Source organism: Duganella hordei, from assembly GCF_040369125.1.
Classification (GTDB): domain Bacteria; phylum Pseudomonadota; class Gammaproteobacteria; order Burkholderiales; family Burkholderiaceae_D; genus Rugamonas; species Rugamonas hordei.
The window spans coordinates 436524-454060 of sequence record NZ_BPWI01000004.1 but is presented as its reverse complement, the minus strand read 5'-3'; the positions used below and the strand labels follow the sequence as shown (position 1 = coordinate 454060).

Here is a 17537-nt window from a genome sequence, read left to right as displayed (position 1 = left end):
ACAAATGCAGTCAGAAAAATTTGCGGAATTTCTGGGAGTCTTCGCCGATGTGGCACGGGAAGGAAGCTTTTCCGGGGCTGGCCGTCGCCGTGGACGCACGCCCTCGTCCATCGGACGCCAGATTGATACGCTCGAGGAGTACCTCGATACCCCCTTGTTCTTGCGTTCCACACGACTGTTGACACTTACCGATGCGGGCGAGGCGCTATTGGTCCGGGCCAGGCAAATCCTTGACTCACTGGAAGACGCTCAGCAGGAATTGGCATCGATGAAGGGAGCAGTGACCGGCACCCTGCGGGTGGCCTGCTTCCCGACGTTTGGCAAGCGCTATGTCATGCCAGTCATGGGGGAGCTGGCCCGTAAGTATCCTGATTTACGGTTGGAATTGGACCTCACCGAAAGGCTTGCTGATCCGGTAGCCGAGCGTCTGGACTTGGTTATTCGAATCGGCGATATGGCTGACAGCACTCTTATTGGAACCCGCATTGCGACGCAGACCCGCATTCTGTGCGCAAGTCCAGCCTATCTCGCGCAAGCGGGCAGCCCGACCAGACTCCCAGACCTGGCATCACATCGCTTAATCGATAAGCTGCATGGTGCGGACTTGCTGGGATGGGCTGATGTGCTTGGTCAGCCAACTCGCGCAGTCAGCTCGCAACCTGTGTTTGCCTGTGACGATTTTGAGGCAATGCGCCTCGCAGCGAGGGAGGGACTAGGGATTGGTTATCTTCCAGACTGGGTGGTCGGGTCTGATGTCAAAGACGGCCATCTTTTGCAGCTCTTTCCTGAATGGTCAGCGCAACCGCATGCATGTACAGGAATTCATGCGCTACGCGCATTGAGACAGCCGCCGGCCCGCGTCACGGTTCTCCTGGATACGCTACGGGCGTACATTGGCTATCCGCCGGGCTGGGCGCTGAACGCGAAAGTATCAGACGACGAGGACGTCGCGGGCTGAACAAGTCCGCTTCCGGCCGAGGCTGTATAAAAACGCAATAATAAGGCAAGCGAAAATATTTTTAAAAATCGCTTGCTATTATGTAGTGCACGATCTATAGTGTGTACATGGGCGCTGCAAACAACGCCGAACAGAAGTAAATTAGCAAGCTAGCTATGCCGTCATGTAGGTAGTAAGCGATTAGATAGCTACCTAACTTATGTAGTCCAACTCACTAAAAAGGAAATCATCATGTCGATCCAACAAGTTCTGTACCGCGCAAACGCAAAAGCAACCGGTGGCCGCGAAGGCCGTGCCGTTTCCTCCGACAACGTGCTGGACGTCAAACTGACGACCCCGAAAGAACTGGGCGGCGCCGGCGCCGTGGGCACCAACCCTGAACAACTGTTTGCCGCCGGCTACTCGGCTTGCTTCCTGGGCGCGATGAAATTCGTCGGCGGCCGCGACAAGATCGCCGTACCGGCAGACGTATCGGTCGAAGGCACCGTCGGCATCGGCGCGATCCCTACCGGTTTCGGCATCGAAGTCGAACTGAAAATCTCGCTGCCAGGCCTGGACCGCGCAGAAGCCGAGAAACTGGTCGCCGCAGCCCACATCGTCTGCCCTTACTCGAACGCCACCCGCGGCAACATCGACGTGACCCTGACCATCGTTTAATCGAGTCAGCCTCCGGAAGCCGGCGCCCTTCAAAGGCGCCGGCTTTTTCACATACAATCATCGTTCCCGTTCCTAACCGAGATACGCAATGATTGAGTGGCAATGGCTGGCTTTTGACGACATCCCCCGCGCCGACTGGTATGAAGTACTGCTGCAGCGCCAGCAGGTGTTCATCCTCGAGCAAACCTGTCTGTATCCCGACATCGACGGCTGCGATCCGCAGTGCCATCACCTGATGGCCTGGCGCGAGATCGAGGGCAAGCGCACGCTGGTGGCCTACCTGCGCTGCGTGCCGCCGGGGCTGAAGTACGACGAGATGTCGCTGGGCCGCGTGCTGACCACGCAGGCCGCGCGCGGCAGCGGCATCGGCCGCGAGCTGCTGGCCAAGGCGATCCCGCTGGCCGAGGCGCTGCATCCAGGCCATGGCTTCCGCATCGGCGCGCAGGCGCACCTGGAAAAATTCTATGGCAGCTTCGGCTTCAAGACGGTGACCGAGCCGTACGACGAAGACGGCATCATGCACATCGACATGGTCCGCTGATCTAGAACGTCAGCATGAAGCGCGCGCCGCTGCTGATCGAGCGCGCGTAGCGCACCGTGCCGCCGTTGGCGTGCACCAGGTGGCGCACCATCGCCAGGCCGATGCCCCTGCCCTGCTTCTTGGTAGAGAAGAACGGCGTGAAGATGTGCGCGGCCAGCGCCTCCGGCACGCCGGGGCCGTTGTCGGAGACTTCGATGCGCAGGCGTCCGCCCCGGCTCAGTCTTGCGCGCACCTGGGCTTCCGGCGATTTGCCGGTGATCGCCTCGGCGGCGTTCTTCAACAGGTTGATCAATGCCTGCTCCAGCTGGCCGGGATCGATCATCACTGCCAGCGAGGCCGGCTCCACCGAAAACGTCACGCGTCCTCCGGCGGCCTGCCATTGCGGCATCAGCAGCATATTCAAGCGCTCGAACAATTCCTCCAGCAGCACGCGCTGCGGCTGCGCCTGCGGCACGGTCGACAGGCTGCGGTAGCTGCCGACAAAGTCGACCAGGCTGGCGGCGCGGCGCGAGATCGCGTCCAGCGCGGTACCCAGGTCGGCATGGATGTCGGCCGGCAGGCCGGCGCCGACTTCTTCCAGCAGCCCGCAGGCGGTGCGCGACAGCGAGGCGACCGGCGTCAGGGAATTCATGATTTCGTGCGTCAGCACCTGCACCAGTTCGCGCCAGGCGTTCAGGGCTTCGGCTTCGAGTTCGCTTTCCACCGGCATCATCGCGGCAAGGCGCTGGGCCGAGCCTTGCATCGTCAATGCGGCGACGGCGACCAGTGCGCGCTCCACGCCGCGCTCGGTGTCGAAGCTGACCAGTTGGCGTTGACCGGCCGCTTGTGCCGCCAGCAGCAGTTGCAGATCCTGCGGTGCACTGGCGCGGCCGGGGGCGAGCAATCTGCGCGCACTGGCGTTCAGCGGAGCGACGGCGCCGGGGCCGGAGGCGTTCTGGATGCGGAACAGCGCGATGGGCGCGTGTTCAAGGCGGGCTTCCAGATTGAGGATGGTGTCGGCTTCGGCGGAGCTGCGGACTTCGAAGGCGCTATCGCTCCGCTCCATACGCGGCATGCGCGGAGCCAAGCGGCGCAGGCATTGCCAGAGCGTGGCCGCAGGAATGAAGGCCAGCAGGCAGCACAATACGATGCGGCGCGGCTCGGGCGCGGCGGCCAGCATGTCGGCGGCGGCCGTCAACGCCATCAATGCGGCGACACTGGCGGCCGCGCCGAACTTGAGGGTGCGCTCAGATGCCATGCTTGCCAAGCTTGCGGTACAGCGCGGCGCGGCTGATGCCCAGCGTCTTGGCGGCGTGGCTGATGTTGCCGTTGAATTGCGCCAGCGTGGCCGCGATGGCGTCGCGCTCCAGTGCGTCGAGTGTCATGTCATTGGAGATGGCGTCCGGGGCCACAGGGATCGAGGCGGCGACGGGGGCAGCGGCGGCCATGCCGAAATCGGCCAAACCATATTCCGCGCCCTGCCCGAGGATGACGGCGCGTTCGCAGGCATGCCGCAGCGCGCGCACATTGCCCGGCCATTCATGTGCCACCAGTCCTTCCAGCGCAACCGCGTTGACATTGCGCGCCGGCCGCTGGTACTGTAGTTCGTACTGTTTCAGGTAATGCTCCAGCAGCAGCGGAATGTCCTCCCGCCGCGCGCGCAAGGGCGGCACACGGATCACGATGGTATTCAAGCGGAACAACAAGTCCGGCCGGAACACCGCAGGATCGAACAAGCGCGCCTCGTCCAGGTTTGTCGCGCTGACGATGCGCACATCGATCGCTTCCGGCTTGTCGGCGCCGATCGGCGTCACCTCGCGCCGCTCCAGCGCCGTCAGCAGCTTGGCCTGCGCAGCCAGCGGCATATTGCCGATTTCATCCAAAAACAACGAACCGCCGCGCGCGGCCTGGAAGCGCCCCGCCCTGTCGGCCTTGGCATCGGTGAACGATCCTTTGCGATGCCCGAACAACTCGCTCTCGAACGTCGATTCCGGCAACGCGCCCATGTCGACCGCCAGCAAGGTGCCCGCCGAGCGCCGCGACATCGCATGAATCGCGCGCGCCACCAATTCCTTGCCGACGCCGTTCTCGCCCAGCACCATCACGTTCGCCTCGGTCGGCGCCACGCTGGCGATCAAGGCCTTCAACTCGCGCATCGCGGTCGACTCGCCCATCAAATCCGGCGCCGATGCAGACGGCCCGCGCAATGCCGCCCGCCGCGCCAGCGCCTGGTCGATCGCCGCCACCAGCCGCGCATTGTCCCAGGGCTTGGTGATGAAGTCGCCGGCGCCGCGCTTCAGCGCTTCCACCGCCAGCGGCACGTCGGCATAGGCGGTCATGGCGATCACCGAAGGCGGCTGCGATTGCGCGCGCAATACGTCCAGCAGCGCCAGTCCTTCGGCGCCGTCGATGAAGCCGGGCGTGAAGTTCAGGTCCAGCAGCACCACATCCGGCACCCCCTGGGCCAGCAAGGCCGGCAAGCCGGCCGGATCGCACAAGGTCGCGACTTTGCCGTAGCGCCGGCGCAGCAGCAATTGCGCGGCGGTGGCGACATCGGGGTCATCGTCAAGTATCAGGATGTAGGCGGACATGGGAAGTCATTCTATCAGCCGCCGGCCCGCTGTAAACGACCCATCCGCGCTCACGGCGCGGCGCTGTCCACTTCCGGACAGCGGCCGGTGTTCGGAAATGAACACTACGCAGACATAACGCGCCAAAACCGCATCGCATAGCGCGTTTCAGCCATGGCACGGGCTTTGCAGTATGGCCCGCATGCACATCAAAAAAAATATCAGCGGTCCGGTTCCCAACCTGCCATCCAGCGGCGCTGCGATGGATATCGTCGTGCCCCGCCGGCGCGGCAAGACAGCCGCCATCGCAATCGCCGCAACGCTGGCCATCGCGGCCGGCGGCTATGCCTTGTGGTCGTTGATGCCGCGCGGCCTGCAGGTGGAAGGCGCCGAGCTGCGCGTGGGCCAGGCGGCACCGGGCATCTTCGTCGACGAAATCGTCGTGCGGGCCAGCGCCGAGCCGCTCAACTCGGTGATACTCGATTCGGTCGAGTCGGGCCGGGTCGAGGAAGTCTTCGCCACCGACGGCACGCTGGTGAAGAAAGGCCAGCTGCTGTTCCGCATCTCCAACCCGCAACGCAACCTGGAACTGCTGGCGCGCCAGTCGGAGCACGCGATCAGCATCTTCAACCTGTCCAACCTGCGGGTGTCGCAGGAGGCCAGCGCCAGCGACCATCTCCGCCGCCACGAAGATTTGCAGTACGCGCTGGACCAGGCACGCAAGCAGCATGAGCGCAACAAACGGCTGGCCGCGCAAGGCTTCATCTCCGCCGTCGCGCTGGAGGAATCGGCCGACAAGGTCGAACAGCAGCAACGCCTGCTGGCGCAGGAGGAGCGCGCCTCCGGCACCGAAGCCAACGTGCGCCGCAGCGCGGCGCAGCAGCTGGAAACCTCGATCGATGGCCTGAACAACGGGCTCAAGCTGGTCTCCGCCACCGTCGAGGCGCTGGCCGTGCGCGCGCCGGTCGAGGGACGGCTGACCAACTTCCGCCTGCAGGTCGGCGAGTCGATCGCCACCGGCAAAAACATCGGCCGTATCGACGATCCCACCCGCTTCAAGCTCTCGGCCAGCGTCGACGAGTACTACCTGAACCGCATGGCCGTCGGCCGCCACGGCAGTGTGCAGCAGGATCAGCGCAGCTACGCGGCCGACATCAGCGCCATCTACCCGCAAATCAAGGAAGGCCGTTTCATGGTCGAACTGGTGTTCACGGCCGGCCAGCCGCCGGTGCTGAACCCCGGCCAGAGCCTGGACGCGCGTATCACGCTGGGCGAGCCGGCCAAGGCGCTGCTGCTGCCGAACGGCGCCTTCATCAACGACAGCGGCGGCGCCTGGGTCTACGTGCTGGATGCGGCAGGCCGTCTGGCGCAGCGCCGTCCGGTGCGCATCGGCCGCCGCAACAACAGTCAGATCGAAGTGCTGGAAGGCCTGGCCGCCGGCGACAGGGTGATCCTGTCCAGCTACGCCGCATACGGAAATTCACCCAGACTGCAAATTACGCAGTAAATTCTCATCACCACCATCAAAGGCAAACGCATATGCTCAAACTCGTCTGCATCAGCAAGATCCACCAGGCCGGAGAAATCCAGACCACCGCCCTGGACCGCATCGACCTCGAAATCGAAGCGGGCGAATACGTCGCCATCACCGGGCCGTCCGGCTGCGGCAAGTCGACCATGCTGGGCATACTGGGCCTGCTGGACGTGCCCAACCACGGCGAGTACTGGTTCGAGGGGCAGAACGTGGCCGGCTGGAGCGAATCGAAGCTGAACCAGCTGCGGCGCGGCCGCATCGGCTTCATCTTCCAGAGTTTCAATCTGATCGAAGAGCTGACGGTATTCGAGAACGTCGAACTGGCGCTGGAATACAACGGCACGCCGGCGCGCGAACGGCGCGAGCGCGTCACCGCGATGCTCAACAAGCTGGGTGTCGGCCACCGCGCGGCGCACCGCCCCTCGCAGCTGTCCGGCGGCCAGCAGCAGCGCGTCGCGATCGCGCGCGCTCTGGTGGCCGGCCCCGCCGTGCTGCTGGCCGATGAACCGACCGGTAACCTCGATTCCGCGCACGGCGACGAAGTCATGCGCCTGCTGCGCGAGATCAACGCGGAAGGCACCACCGTGGTCATGGTCACGCACTCGCCGGACCACGCGGCGCAAGCCTCGCGCACATTGAATTTGCTCGACGGCCGCATCATGGTCGACGCCCTGCAAGCTGCTTAAGCGACAGGATCACCCAGATGAACCTGCGCGATTTTCGCATCGGCTGGCGCTTGCTGTTGCAGCAGCCGGCCTACTCGGCCGTGGTGATCGGTGGCCTCTCCGTCGGCTTTGCCGCCTGCTTCCTGCTGTTCGGCTTTGTCGAGTTCTGTCTGAACTACGACAGCAGCGTGCCTGACAACGACCGCGTGGTCGTGGTCAAGCAGCGCATCAACGTATTTCCGCGTCCCGAATGGCAGGCTTGGGCCTTCCTGCCGCTGCGCGACGTCGCGCTGGCCAGCGGCATGGTGGCGGAGGCCAGCATCGCCAAGCCGATCGACACTCCCCTGCGCGCCGGCAACGCGCTGCTTGCGGTGAACCTGCAGGTGGTCGACCCGGCGTTCCGCACCATGTTCGGTGTCGCCACGCTGGACGGCGACTTGAACGCGGCGCTGACGCAGCCGGACGGTATCGCACTGACCAGGGCCGGTGCGCAGAAGCTGTTCGGCAACGGCCCGGTCCTGGGCCAGACCGTCAAGATCGACGGCACCGTGCTGCAAGTACGGGCACTGCTGGCCGACCCGCCGGCCAACAGCAGCCAGCTGTATGAAGCGTTGATCGGCACCGGCAGCAGCGCATGGCAGGAACGCGAGACCGCGATCAGCAAATGGGGGCGCGGCGTGGTCTACATGAAGCTGAAGCCCGGCGCCTCGATGTCGACGCTGGCGGCGCTGCTGCAGGAAGCCAGCGAGAAGTCGCCGCTGAACCAGCGCGTGAAGAACGGTCCGATGGGCAAAGGCCTGAACGGTCGCAACGTCGCCGACGTCGCGCTGCTGCCGCTGCGCGATGCTTATTTCGACGAGGACCTGCTCAACAGCCGCGCCGCCGAGCAGCACGGCCAGCGCAGCAGCGTGTTCGGACTGGCGGCCGGCGGCCTGTTGATCCTGCTGCTGGCTGCGATCAACTACATCAACCTGGCGACGGTGCGCACCTTGCGCCGCCAGCGCGAGATCGGCATCCGCAAGCTGCTGGGTGCAAGCGCACCGCGGCTGGCGCGGCAATTCCTCAGCGAGGCCGCGCTCACCACGCTGCTGTCGGCGGTCGCCGGCCTGATGCTGGCGTGGCTGCTGCTGCCGGTGTTCTCCGACCTGGTCAATCGTCCGTTGACCGGCATGTTCACGCCGCTGCGCTGCGCGATGGCGCTGGCCTTCGGTCTGCTGATCGGCGTGCTGGCCGGGGCCTATCCCGCCTGGCTGGCGCAACTCGCGCTGCCCGGCCCCGCGCTGGCGGGACGCGGCAACAGCGAAACCGCCGCCGGCCTGTGGGTGCGGCGCGTGCTGACCGTGCTGCAGTTCTCCAGTGCGATGGCGCTCAGCGCCACCGCATTGGCGGTCAGTTGGCAGACCTATTTCGCCAGCCACGCATCGCCCGGCTTCGATCCCGCCAACCTGCTGGTGCTGGACCTGCCGGGAGACGAAGTGGGCAGGCCTGCGGCAGCCGCGTTCATCGAGCAGTTGAAGCGCATGCCGCGCGTGGAAGGTGTGTCCGCCATCTCGGAGGCGGTCGGCCGCGACGGCATGAAGCTCATCAACACCATCGCCACCAAGGACGGCAACGAGATTCCGCTGGAAGCCAAATTCGTCAGCCCCAACTGGTTCGACGTCAACCGCCTGCACGCCGAATACGGAAGGCTGTTCAATCCCGCCCACGATCCGAACGACGACAAGGATCTCGACGGCGTGGTCGTCAACGCGGCGGCCGCCCTGGCGCTGGGCTATGCGACGCCGCAAGCCGCGGTCGGCCAGGTGCTGCCGGGCGGCGCGCAGATCGTCGGTATCGCGCCGGACATCCGCTTCCATGGCTTGCGCAATCCGTCCAAGGCCATTTTGTACCGCAGCCGTCCAGCCTCGGTGCTGGCGATCCGCACCAGCGACAGCCTGGATACCGCCTTCAGCGAAATCGAACCGCTGTGGCGCCGGCAGTTCCCCAATGCGATCATGGAAATGAAGACGCAGCAATCGGTGCTGGCCGAACGCTATGTTACCGATGCACGGCTGACGCGCATCCTCGCGGTGACCAGCCTGACGGCGATCGCGCTGGCGGCCTTCGGCATCTACGTGCTGTCGGCCTACAGCGTGCAGCGCAGCCGGCGCGAGATCGTCATGCGCAAGCTGCACGGCGCGGGCCGCATCGACATCGCGCTGATGATGGGCCGCGAATTCTCGACGCTGGTCGCCGCCGGTGCGCTGGTCGGCCTGCCCCTGGCGGCGGTGGCGATACAGCGCTACCTGGCCAGCTATACGGATCGCGCGCCTGTCGGCGGCTGGACGCTGGCGGCGGCGCTGCTGCTGGCCGCGCTGGTGGCGCTGCTGGCGACCACTCGCCACACGTTGACCGCTTTGCGCATGTCGCCGGCCCTGGCGCTGCGCGACTAACAGGAGAACGACCATGACACTACGAGATTTTCGCATCGGCTGGCGCCTGCTGCTGCGCCAGCCCTGGCACTCCGCCGTGGAGATACTGGGGCTGGCGACCGGTTTCGCCATCTGTTTCCTGCTGCTGGGATTCGTCCACTATTCGTTCAGCTACGACAGCGACGTGCCGGAGCGCGAACGCGTCTTCGTCATCAAGCACCGGCTGAATTTCATCCCGCAGCCGCAGTGGATGGAATACACGCCGTTCGCCCTGCGCGAGGTGGCGATGCGCAGCGGCCTGCAGCTGGAAACCAGCGCATGGTGGCCGCGCGAGGCGACGCTGCAGCTGCAAGGCCGCCCACAGCTGCTGCAAGTGACGGCCGTGGATCCCGCATTCCAGCGCATCGCCGGATTGCAGGCCCTGGCCGGCGATCTGCAGCAGGCACTGACGCAACCCGATGGACTGGCCGTCACGCAGCATGAGGCGCTGCGCCTGTTCGGCAGCGCCCTGCCGCTGGGACGGAGCATCACCATCAATAGCCAGCTGCTGCAGGTACGCGCCGTGCTGGCGGACCGGCCGGCCAACAGCACCATACAGTTCCGCGCGCTGGTCGGCGTCGGCAGCGCGCTGTGGCCGGAGCAGGAACGCCGCGAGGCGCTGGCCAACTGGATGGGTATCGGCGGCCGCATCTACGTCAAGACCGGCGCCGGCGTCAGCGCACAGGCGCTGCAGGCCGTGCTGCAGGACGCCGTCGACCGCGCGCCATGGGACAACATGGCGACGCCGGAAATGAAGACGGCCCTGGGCGGGCGCAAGATGGTCGATATCGGACTCGGTCCGCTGGCGGAGGCCTACTTCGACCGCACCGTCGCCAACACCATGGGCACCGGTCCGCGCGGCGACAAGCGCATGGTGCTGGCGCTCGGCGCGGTCGGGTTGCTGATCCTGTTCCTCGCGGTGGTCAACTACGTCAACCTGGCGACGGTGCGCACCTTGCAGCGCCGGCGCGAGATCGCCGTGCGCCGCGTGCTCGGCGCCACCACGCGCCAGCTGCTGACGCAGTTCATGACCGAATCGACGCTGCTGTCTCTGCTCGCCGCCTTGCTGGGGGTGCTGCTGGCGTGGCTGCTGCTGCCGCTGGCGTCCGACCTGCTGGAGCGGCGGCTGGGCGGCATGTTCACGCCGCCGGCCATCGGTGCCTGCCTGCTGTTCGGCGTGCTGGTCGGCGCGGCAGCTGGCGCCTACCCCGGCTGGCTGGCGCGCGGCATCGACATGAACGAGACACTGGCCCAGCGCAGCGGCGAAACCGCCGGCGGTGCGTGGATGCGGCGGGTGCTGACGGCCGTGCAGTTCGGCGCCGCCATGGGCATGGGGGGCATGGCGCTGGCGATCCTGTGGCAGACGCAGTTCGCCGCGTCGGCCCCGCCGGGCTTCGATACGGCGCCGCTGCTGGTGGTGGAACTGCCCGAAAGCGCAACCGCACCGACGGCAGCGGCCTTCCGCGATGCGGTGGCGCAGCTGCCCGGTGTCGAGAGCACGGCGGACAGCCAGGAGGTACCAGGACGCGACAACGGCACCGGCACGCGCGGCAGCGAGAACGTCAAGCGTCTCGACGGCAGCGAGGTGGCAATGGCGGTGCAGATGGTCGGACCGGACTTCTTCCGCGTCTACGGCTTGCCGGCCGTTGCCGGCCGCATCTTCGATCCCTCGATGGACCGGCTGGTGGACGATGGCGAGCAGAACGTGCTGGTCAACATGGCTGCGCTACGCGCGCTGGGCTGGCAGTCGGCGCAGCAGGCGCTGGGCCAGCGCATCAACGGCACGCGGCAGCGCATCGTAGGCATCGCGCCGGACCTGCGCTGGGAGACGCTGCGCGACCCGGTGCGGCCGACCATCTACGACCTGGCGCGCGGCGGCCGGATGCTGACCGTGCGCATGCGCGCCGGTGCGCCGGCCACGCTGGAACAGAACATCGCCGCCGCGTGGAGCCGCTACTATCCGGACCGCGAACTGGTGATGCGCGGCGCCGCCAGCTACTACAAGCGGGCCTATGCGGACGACGTGCGCCTGGCCCGCCTGCTGGCTTGCGCCACGGCCGTGGTATTCGCGCTGGCGGCGTTCGGCATCTACGTGCTGGCCGCCCACAGCGTGCAGCGGCGCGCGCGGGAGATTGTGCTGCGCAAGCTGCACGGCGCCGGCCGCAGGGCGATCGCGGCGCTGGTCGGCCGCGAGTTCGTGCTGCTGACGGCGGTGGCGGCGGCGATGGGATTGCCGCTGGCCTGGCTGGGCATTGCCCGCTATCTGTCCGGGTTTGCCGAGCACACGCCGCTGGGCGATTGGGCGCCGGTGGCGGCGCTGGCGTTTGCGGCGCTGATCGTGGCGGCGGCCACCGCCCGCCACACGCTGGCGGCGATGCGCATCGCGCCCGCAGAGGCGCTGCGCGACTAGCCGAAAAAAAAGGCAGCCACACAGGCTGCCTTTTTGCTTGCCGAACCGCGCCTTATTGCACGGACAGCAGTTCGATATCGAAGATCAGCGTCGAGTTGGCCGGGATGCCGGACTGCGCGGTCGTGCCGTAGCCCAGGCTAGGTGGAACGGTCAGCGTGCGCTTGCCGCCAACCAGCATGCCAGGCACGCCCTGCTCCCAACCGGCGATGACCTTGCCGGCGCCCAGCTGGAAGCTGAACGGCGTGGTGCCGACGGTGGTTTGCACCACCGGACCACGGAAGTCGGCACGGGTGCCGTCGTAGACATACAGCGAGTAATTGACGCTCAGCGTTTTGCCGTTGGCGGCGGCAGCGCCGCTGCCAACCAGCGTGTCAACGATTTTCAGCGTGGTCGGCGGCGGCACGACAACCGGGATCACCGCCTTGGTCACGTCGACCAGTTCAAAGTCGTAGACCAGCGGCGAGTTCGCGGGAATCGCGGCGTAGGTGATATTGCCGATCGCAGGCAGCGCGGTGTGCGCGACGGCGCCGTAGGCCAGGTTGGCCGGCAGGATCGCGGTGCGCTTGCCGCCCACTTTCATGCCCAGGATGGATTGGTCCCAGCCGGTGACCACGGCGCCGACGCCGATGGTGAACGGGGCCGCGGTCTTGCCGGTATCGACCGAGCTTTCCACCTTGGCGCCCTTGCCGTCGGCCTTGGTCGAGTCGTACAGGTAGCCGACGAAGTTGATCACCACCAGGTCGCCGGTTTCCGCCGTCAGGCCGGTACCGACCACGGTTTCAGTCACTTTGTAGGTCGGCTGCGCCACCACCACGACGGCCGGGGTCTTCGAGCCGCCGCCGCCGCAGGCCGCCAGGGCCGCTGCGCAGACGACGGCAGCAATAATTTGAAACATCGATTTCATGATTACCTTTGATGGAATGTTCGTATTCGTACGCTTGCGCCGCACGGATGCGGGCATGTCGGAGCAGAAGTTTAGCAGACCGCGCCGCTTCCGCTCCGGGCACTACATTCGGTTACATCTTTTAGCACCGTTTGTGTGCTTAAATTTCCACTTGCGTGCCTAATTCAATGACACGGTTGGTGGGAATCTGGTAGTAGTCGGCGGCGCCGCGCGCGTTGCGCGACATCGTCACGAACAGGTGCTCGCGCCAGGTCGCCATACCGGCGCCCGGGGTCGAGATCACCGTCTGGCGGGCGATGAAGAACGAGGTCTCCATCATTTCGAACGGCAGGCCGATGCACTCGCACAGCGCCAGCACCCGCGGAATGTCCGGTTCGTCCTTGAAGCCGTAGTAGACGTTGAGCTGGTAGCACTGGTGACCCAGGTCCGTCACCTTGACCTGCTCGGCCTCGGCGACAAACGGTTCCTCGACCACGTGTACGGTGAAGAACACTACGCGCTCGTGCAACACCTTGTTGTGCGACAGGTTGTGCAGCAGCGCGTGCGGCACGCCGTCGCTTTCTCCGCGCAGGAAGATAGCGGTGCCGTAGACCCGCGTCGGCGGCGCCACGAACAGCGACGACAGGAAGTCCTCCAGCGGAATCGCGTGCTTCTGCAGGTTCTGGAACACCAGCTCGCGGCCGCGCTTCCAGGTCAGCATGACCGTGAACAGGATGATCGCCAGTAGCAGCGGGAACCAGCCGCCGTGGAACAGCTTGAGCGTACAGGCCGAGAACAGCAGGATGTCGATGACGATGAAGAAGCCGGTCGATGCAAAGCTCAGCCACAGCGGCAAGTGCCAGCGGAAGCGGATCACGAAGAAGGTCAGGAAGGTGGTCGCCAGCATGGTGGCGGTCACCGCGATGCCGTAGGCGCCGGCCAGCTTGTCGGACGAGCCGAAGCCGATCACCGCCAGCAGCACAACCGACAACTGCAGCCAGTTGACGGCCGGGATGTAGATCTGGCCGATCTCGCTGGCCGACGTATGCATCACGCGCATGCGCGGCAGCAGGCCCAGCGCGATGGCTTGCTTGGTCATCGAGAAGGTGCCGGAAATGGTCGCCTGCGAGGCGATCACCGTGGCCAGCGTCGACAGCACCACCAGCGGATAGACGCTCCACGCGCCCAGCTGCTGGAAGAACGGGTTGGAAATCGCCTCGGGATGGGTCAGCAACAGCGCGCCCTGGCCCAGGTAGTTCACCGCCAGCGCAGGGAACACGATCAGGAACCAAGCCACGCGGATCGGCCTCTTGCCGAAGTGTCCCATGTCCGCGTACAGCGCCTCGGCGCCGGTGAAGGCCAGCACCACAGCGCCCAGCGCGACGAAAGCGATCATGCGGTTTTCCAGCATGAAGCGTAGCGCGTGCAGCGGATTGAGCGCCCACAGGATCCGCGGTGCGGCGGCGATGTTGATCAGCCCCATGACCGCCAGCGCGACAAACCACAGCACCATGACCGGTCCGAACCAGCGGCCTATGCCGGCGGTGCCGTGACGCTGCACCGCGTACAGCGTGACCAGCACGACGATGGTCAGCGGCACGACGTATTGTTCCAGTCCCGGCGCGGCCACTTCCAGGCCCTCGATCGCGCTCAGCACCGAGATGGCCGGGGTGATCACGCTGTCGCCGTAGAACATGGTGGCGCCGAACACGCCCAACAGCATCAGCCAGTAGTGCCAGCGCGAGTTCTTGGCGACCGAACCGAGCGCCAGCGCCATCAGCGCCATGATGCCGCCCTCGCCGCGGTTGTCGGCGCGCAGCACAAGGCTGACGTACTTGAGCGAGACGATCGTCGTCAGGCCCCAGAAAATGAGCGAAATAATGCCCAGCAGGTTGAACTCGTTCAATACCAGGCCGTGCTCGGGATCGAAAATGGTTTTGAGGGTGTAGAGGGGACTGGTACCTATGTCGCCGTAGACGATGCCCACGGCCGCCAGCGTCAGCGCGGCGAGGCTACTTTTCTTGTGTTGCACGGTCAAGATTGCACCTGTTGTTGTTTTGGTGCATTGCACAATAGGATAAGTATTTGCAAAAGGCAAGGATATTTTCGCATGGAATAGCATTCCAATATTTCAATATCGCCAGTGTACGCTGGTGCGGGCGGGAGTGCGAGTCTGGCAGCCGAACCTGCTCCCCCGCCTGCGGCCAGGCGGTATTTCAGCGATAATGGCAGACCTTGCCCCCTCCCCGCCACCGCCCCACATGAACACAGGTATCCTGTACGCCACATTCGCGTTCTTTTGCTGGGGCTTGTTCCCGTTGTATTTCCACGCCATCGGCGAAGTGCCGGCGATGGAAATCCTGGCGCACCGCATGCTGTGGTCGCTGTTGTTCCTGGGCCTGGTGCTGACCGTCCGCCAGCAATGGAAGTGGCTGCCGCGGGTGCTGCGGCAGCCGCGTGTGCTGGGCAGCTTTATCGCCAGCGCCGTGCTGCTGACGGCCAACTGGTTCGTCTACATCTGGTCGGTCAACAACGGTCACGTCATCGACGCCAGCCTCGGCTACTTCATCAATCCGCTGGTCAACGTGCTGCTGGGCTTGCTGGTGCTGAAGGAAAAGCTGCGCCGCGCCCAGTGGATCGCCATCGGCGTGGCCGCCTGCGGCGTGGCCTGGCTGACCTGGTCGGCCGGCCAGCTGCCGTGGATTGCCTTAATTTTAGGCATCACCTTCGGCGGCTACGGCCTGCTGCGCAAGACCGCCGCGCTGGCGGCGCTGGAGGGCCTGTCGCTGGAAACCATGCTGCTGTTCCCGCTGGCGCTGGTGTATGTGCTGTGGCTGACCTTGCATGGCCAGAACACCTTCATCAACAGCCCCAACGACAGCACCCGCTGGCTGCTGGCGGCGGCCGGGCCGATCACCGCGATTCCGCTGGTGATGTTCGCGGCCGGCGCGCGCAAGATCCCGATGTCGGTGCTGGGCCTGCTGCAATACCTGTCGCCCAGCATGCAGGCGCTGCTGGGCGTGTGGGTGTTCCACGAAACCTTCCCGCAGGCGCGGCTGATCGGCTTCGTCATCATCTGGAGCGCGCTGCTGCTGTACGTGGCCGAGGGGCTGTGGGTCAGCCGCCGCGCTAAATAGTGGGCGGGCGGCGGGATTTATCGTATCCTGTCGTCCTTCCTGGCTTTTCCATGCATTTAAAAAATATTACCGAGATTCTCAATGGCAAATTACGTCTATACCATGAACCGCGTGGGCAAAATCGTCCCGCCCAAGCGCCAGATCCTGAAAGATATTTCGCTGTCCTTCTTCCCGGGCGCCAAGATCGGCGTGCTGGGCCTGAACGGCTCCGGTAAGTCGACCTTGCTGAAAATTATGGCAGGCCTCGACACCGACATCCAGGGCGAAGCCGTGCCGATGCCGGGCCTGAACATCGGCTACCTGCCGCAGGAACCGCAGCTGGATCCGGAAAAAACCGTGCGCCAGGAAGTCGAGTCCGGCCTGGGCGAAGCGTTCGAGGCGCAAGCCAAGCTGGAAGCCGTGTACGCCGCCTACGCCGACGAAGACGCGGACTTCGACGCGCTGGCCACCGAACAGGCGCGGCTGGAAGCGATCATCTCGACCTCCGACGGCGGCAACCTGAACCTGCAACTGGAAATGGCCGCCGACGCGCTGCGCCTGCCGCCTTGGGAAGCCAAGATCGGCGTGCTGTCCGGCGGTGAAAAGCGCCGCGTGGCGCTGTGCAAGCTGCTGCTGTCCAAGCCGGACATGCTGCTGCTCGACGAACCGACCAACCACCTGGACGCCGAGTCCGTCGAATGGCTCGAACAATTCCTGCTGCGCTTCCCGGGCACCGTGGTCGGCATCACCCACGATCGCTACTTCCTGGACAACGCCGCCGAATGGATTCTGGAACTGGACCGCGGCCACGGCATCCCGTGGAAAGGCAACTACTCGTCGTGGCTGGACCAGAAGTCCAACCGCCTGAAGCAGGAAGAAGCCACCGAATCGGCGCGCCAGAAGGCGCTGCAGAAGGAATTGGAATGGTCGCGCCAGAATCCGAAGGCGCGCCAGGCCAAGTCCAAGGCCCGCCTGGCCCGCTTCAACGAGCTGAGCGAGTACGAATACCAGAAACGCAACGAGACCCAGGAGATCTTCATCCCTGTGGCCGAGCGCCTGGGCAATGAAGTGATCGAGTTCAAGAACGTCTCGAAAGCGTTTGGCGACCGCCTGCTGATCGACAATGTGTCGTTCACCATTCCGCCGGGCGCGATCGTCGGCATCATCGGCCCGAACGGCGCCGGTAAATCGACCTTGTTCAAGATGATCGCCGGCCTCGACAAGCCGGACAGCGGCGAAGTGGTGATCGGCCAGACCGCGCGCATCTCGCTGGTCGACCAGAGCCGCGACACGCTGGGCGACGCCAAGACCGTGTTCGAGGACGTGTCCGGTGGCGCCGACATGCTCAGCGTCGGCCGCTTCGACATGCCGTCGCGCGCCTACCTGGGCCGCTTCAACTTCAAGGGTTCGGACCAGCAGAAGATCGTCGGCAACCTGTCCGGCGGCGAACGCGGCCGTCTGCACCTGGCCAAGACGCTGCTCAAGGGCGGCAACGTGCTGCTGCTGGATGAACCGTCGAACGATCTGGACGTGGAAACCCTGCGCGCGCTGGAAGATGCGCTGCTGGAATTCGCCGGCTCCGTGCTGGTGATTTCCCACGATCGCTGGTTCCTCGACCGTATCGCCACGCACATCCTGGCGTTCGAAGGCAACTCGCAGGTCACCTTCTTCGACGGCAACTATCAGGAATACGAAGCCGACAAGAAGAAACGACTGGGCGAGGAAGGCGCGAAGCCAAAACGCATCCGCTACAAACCGCTGACCGTCTAAATCT

The 17537-nt window shown here is 65.1% G+C and carries 13 protein-coding genes; 9 read left to right on the top strand and 4 right to left on the bottom strand.

Going from position 1 to position 17537, the window contains the following annotated elements; translation table 11 throughout:
* The first annotated feature begins 4 nt into the window (after positions 1-4).
* The 3 genes from ABWW33_RS12710 (at position 5) to ABWW33_RS12700 (ending at position 2156) form a co-directional block, all read left to right on the top strand.
* Positions 5-958, top strand: a complete 954-nt coding sequence (locus ABWW33_RS12710; RefSeq protein WP_353401921.1) for a LysR family transcriptional regulator — start codon at positions 5-7, stop codon at positions 956-958.
* Positions 959-1189: 231 nt separating this feature from the next.
* Positions 1190-1615 carry an organic hydroperoxide resistance protein gene (locus ABWW33_RS12705; protein ID WP_176653133.1) on the top strand — a complete coding sequence of 142 codons (426 nt, stop codon included), beginning with the start codon at positions 1190-1192 and terminating at the stop codon, positions 1613-1615.
* 88 nt (positions 1616-1703) lie between these two features.
* Positions 1704-2156: a GNAT family N-acetyltransferase gene (locus tag ABWW33_RS12700; RefSeq protein ID WP_353401920.1), complete on the top strand. Its 453-nt coding sequence runs from the start codon at positions 1704-1706 to the stop codon at positions 2154-2156.
* Position 2157: 1 nt separating this feature from the next.
* Here the strand turns inward: ABWW33_RS12700 and ABWW33_RS12695 are convergent, their stop codons facing one another.
* Positions 2158-3393 (bottom strand): sensor histidine kinase, encoded by a 1236-nt coding sequence (locus ABWW33_RS12695; RefSeq protein WP_353401918.1) that lies wholly within the window; start codon positions 3391-3393, stop codon positions 2158-2160.
* A complete protein-coding gene (locus ABWW33_RS12690) occupies positions 3383-4726 on the bottom strand; it encodes a sigma-54-dependent transcriptional regulator (protein ID WP_353401917.1) in 1344 nt (447 codons plus the stop codon). Before ABWW33_RS12690 ends, ABWW33_RS12695 begins: the two co-directional genes overlap by 11 nt.
* A 181-nt stretch (positions 4727-4907) precedes the next feature.
* Between ABWW33_RS12690 and ABWW33_RS12685 the strand changes: the two genes are divergently transcribed.
* The 4 genes from ABWW33_RS12685 to ABWW33_RS12670 are packed head-to-tail and all read left to right on the top strand — an operon-like array spanning position 4908 to position 11764.
* On the top strand, positions 4908-6212 hold the full coding sequence (locus tag ABWW33_RS12685; protein ID WP_353401915.1) for an efflux RND transporter periplasmic adaptor subunit: 1305 nt from the start codon (positions 4908-4910) through the stop codon (positions 6210-6212).
* A 32-nt stretch (positions 6213-6244) separates the two neighbouring features.
* The gene (locus ABWW33_RS12680; RefSeq protein WP_353401914.1) at positions 6245-6925 is read left to right on the top strand and encodes an ABC transporter ATP-binding protein; all 681 of its coding nucleotides are present in this window, start codon (positions 6245-6247) and stop codon (positions 6923-6925) included.
* A gap of 17 nt (positions 6926-6942) precedes the next feature.
* Positions 6943-9336, top strand: a complete 2394-nt coding sequence (locus ABWW33_RS12675; RefSeq protein ID WP_353401913.1) for an ABC transporter permease — start codon at positions 6943-6945, stop codon at positions 9334-9336.
* Positions 9337-9349: 13 nt separating this feature from the next.
* Positions 9350-11764: an FtsX-like permease family protein gene (locus ABWW33_RS12670; protein ID WP_353401912.1), complete on the top strand. Its 2415-nt coding sequence runs from the start codon at positions 9350-9352 to the stop codon at positions 11762-11764.
* 52 nt (positions 11765-11816) lie between these two features.
* Here the strand turns inward: ABWW33_RS12670 and ABWW33_RS12665 are convergent, their stop codons facing one another.
* A complete protein-coding gene (locus ABWW33_RS12665; RefSeq protein ID WP_353401910.1) occupies positions 11817-12668 on the bottom strand; it encodes an FKBP-type peptidyl-prolyl cis-trans isomerase in 852 nt (283 codons plus the stop codon).
* Positions 12669-12807: 139 nt separating this feature from the next.
* Positions 12808-14685 carry a potassium transporter Kup gene (locus ABWW33_RS12660; protein WP_353401908.1) on the bottom strand — a complete coding sequence of 626 codons (1878 nt, stop codon included), beginning with the start codon at positions 14683-14685 and terminating at the stop codon, positions 12808-12810.
* 223 nt (positions 14686-14908) lie between these two features.
* On the opposite strand from ABWW33_RS12660, the gene rarD reads away from it, so the two are divergent.
* Positions 14909-15784, top strand: coding sequence for an EamA family transporter RarD (rarD, locus tag ABWW33_RS12655; protein ID WP_176653142.1), 876 nt, complete (start codon positions 14909-14911; stop codon positions 15782-15784).
* A gap of 81 nt (positions 15785-15865) precedes the next feature.
* The gene (gene ettA, locus ABWW33_RS12650; RefSeq protein WP_176653143.1) at positions 15866-17533 is read left to right on the top strand and encodes an energy-dependent translational throttle protein EttA; all 1668 of its coding nucleotides are present in this window, start codon (positions 15866-15868) and stop codon (positions 17531-17533) included.
* The last annotated feature ends 4 nt before the right edge of the window (positions 17534-17537 follow it).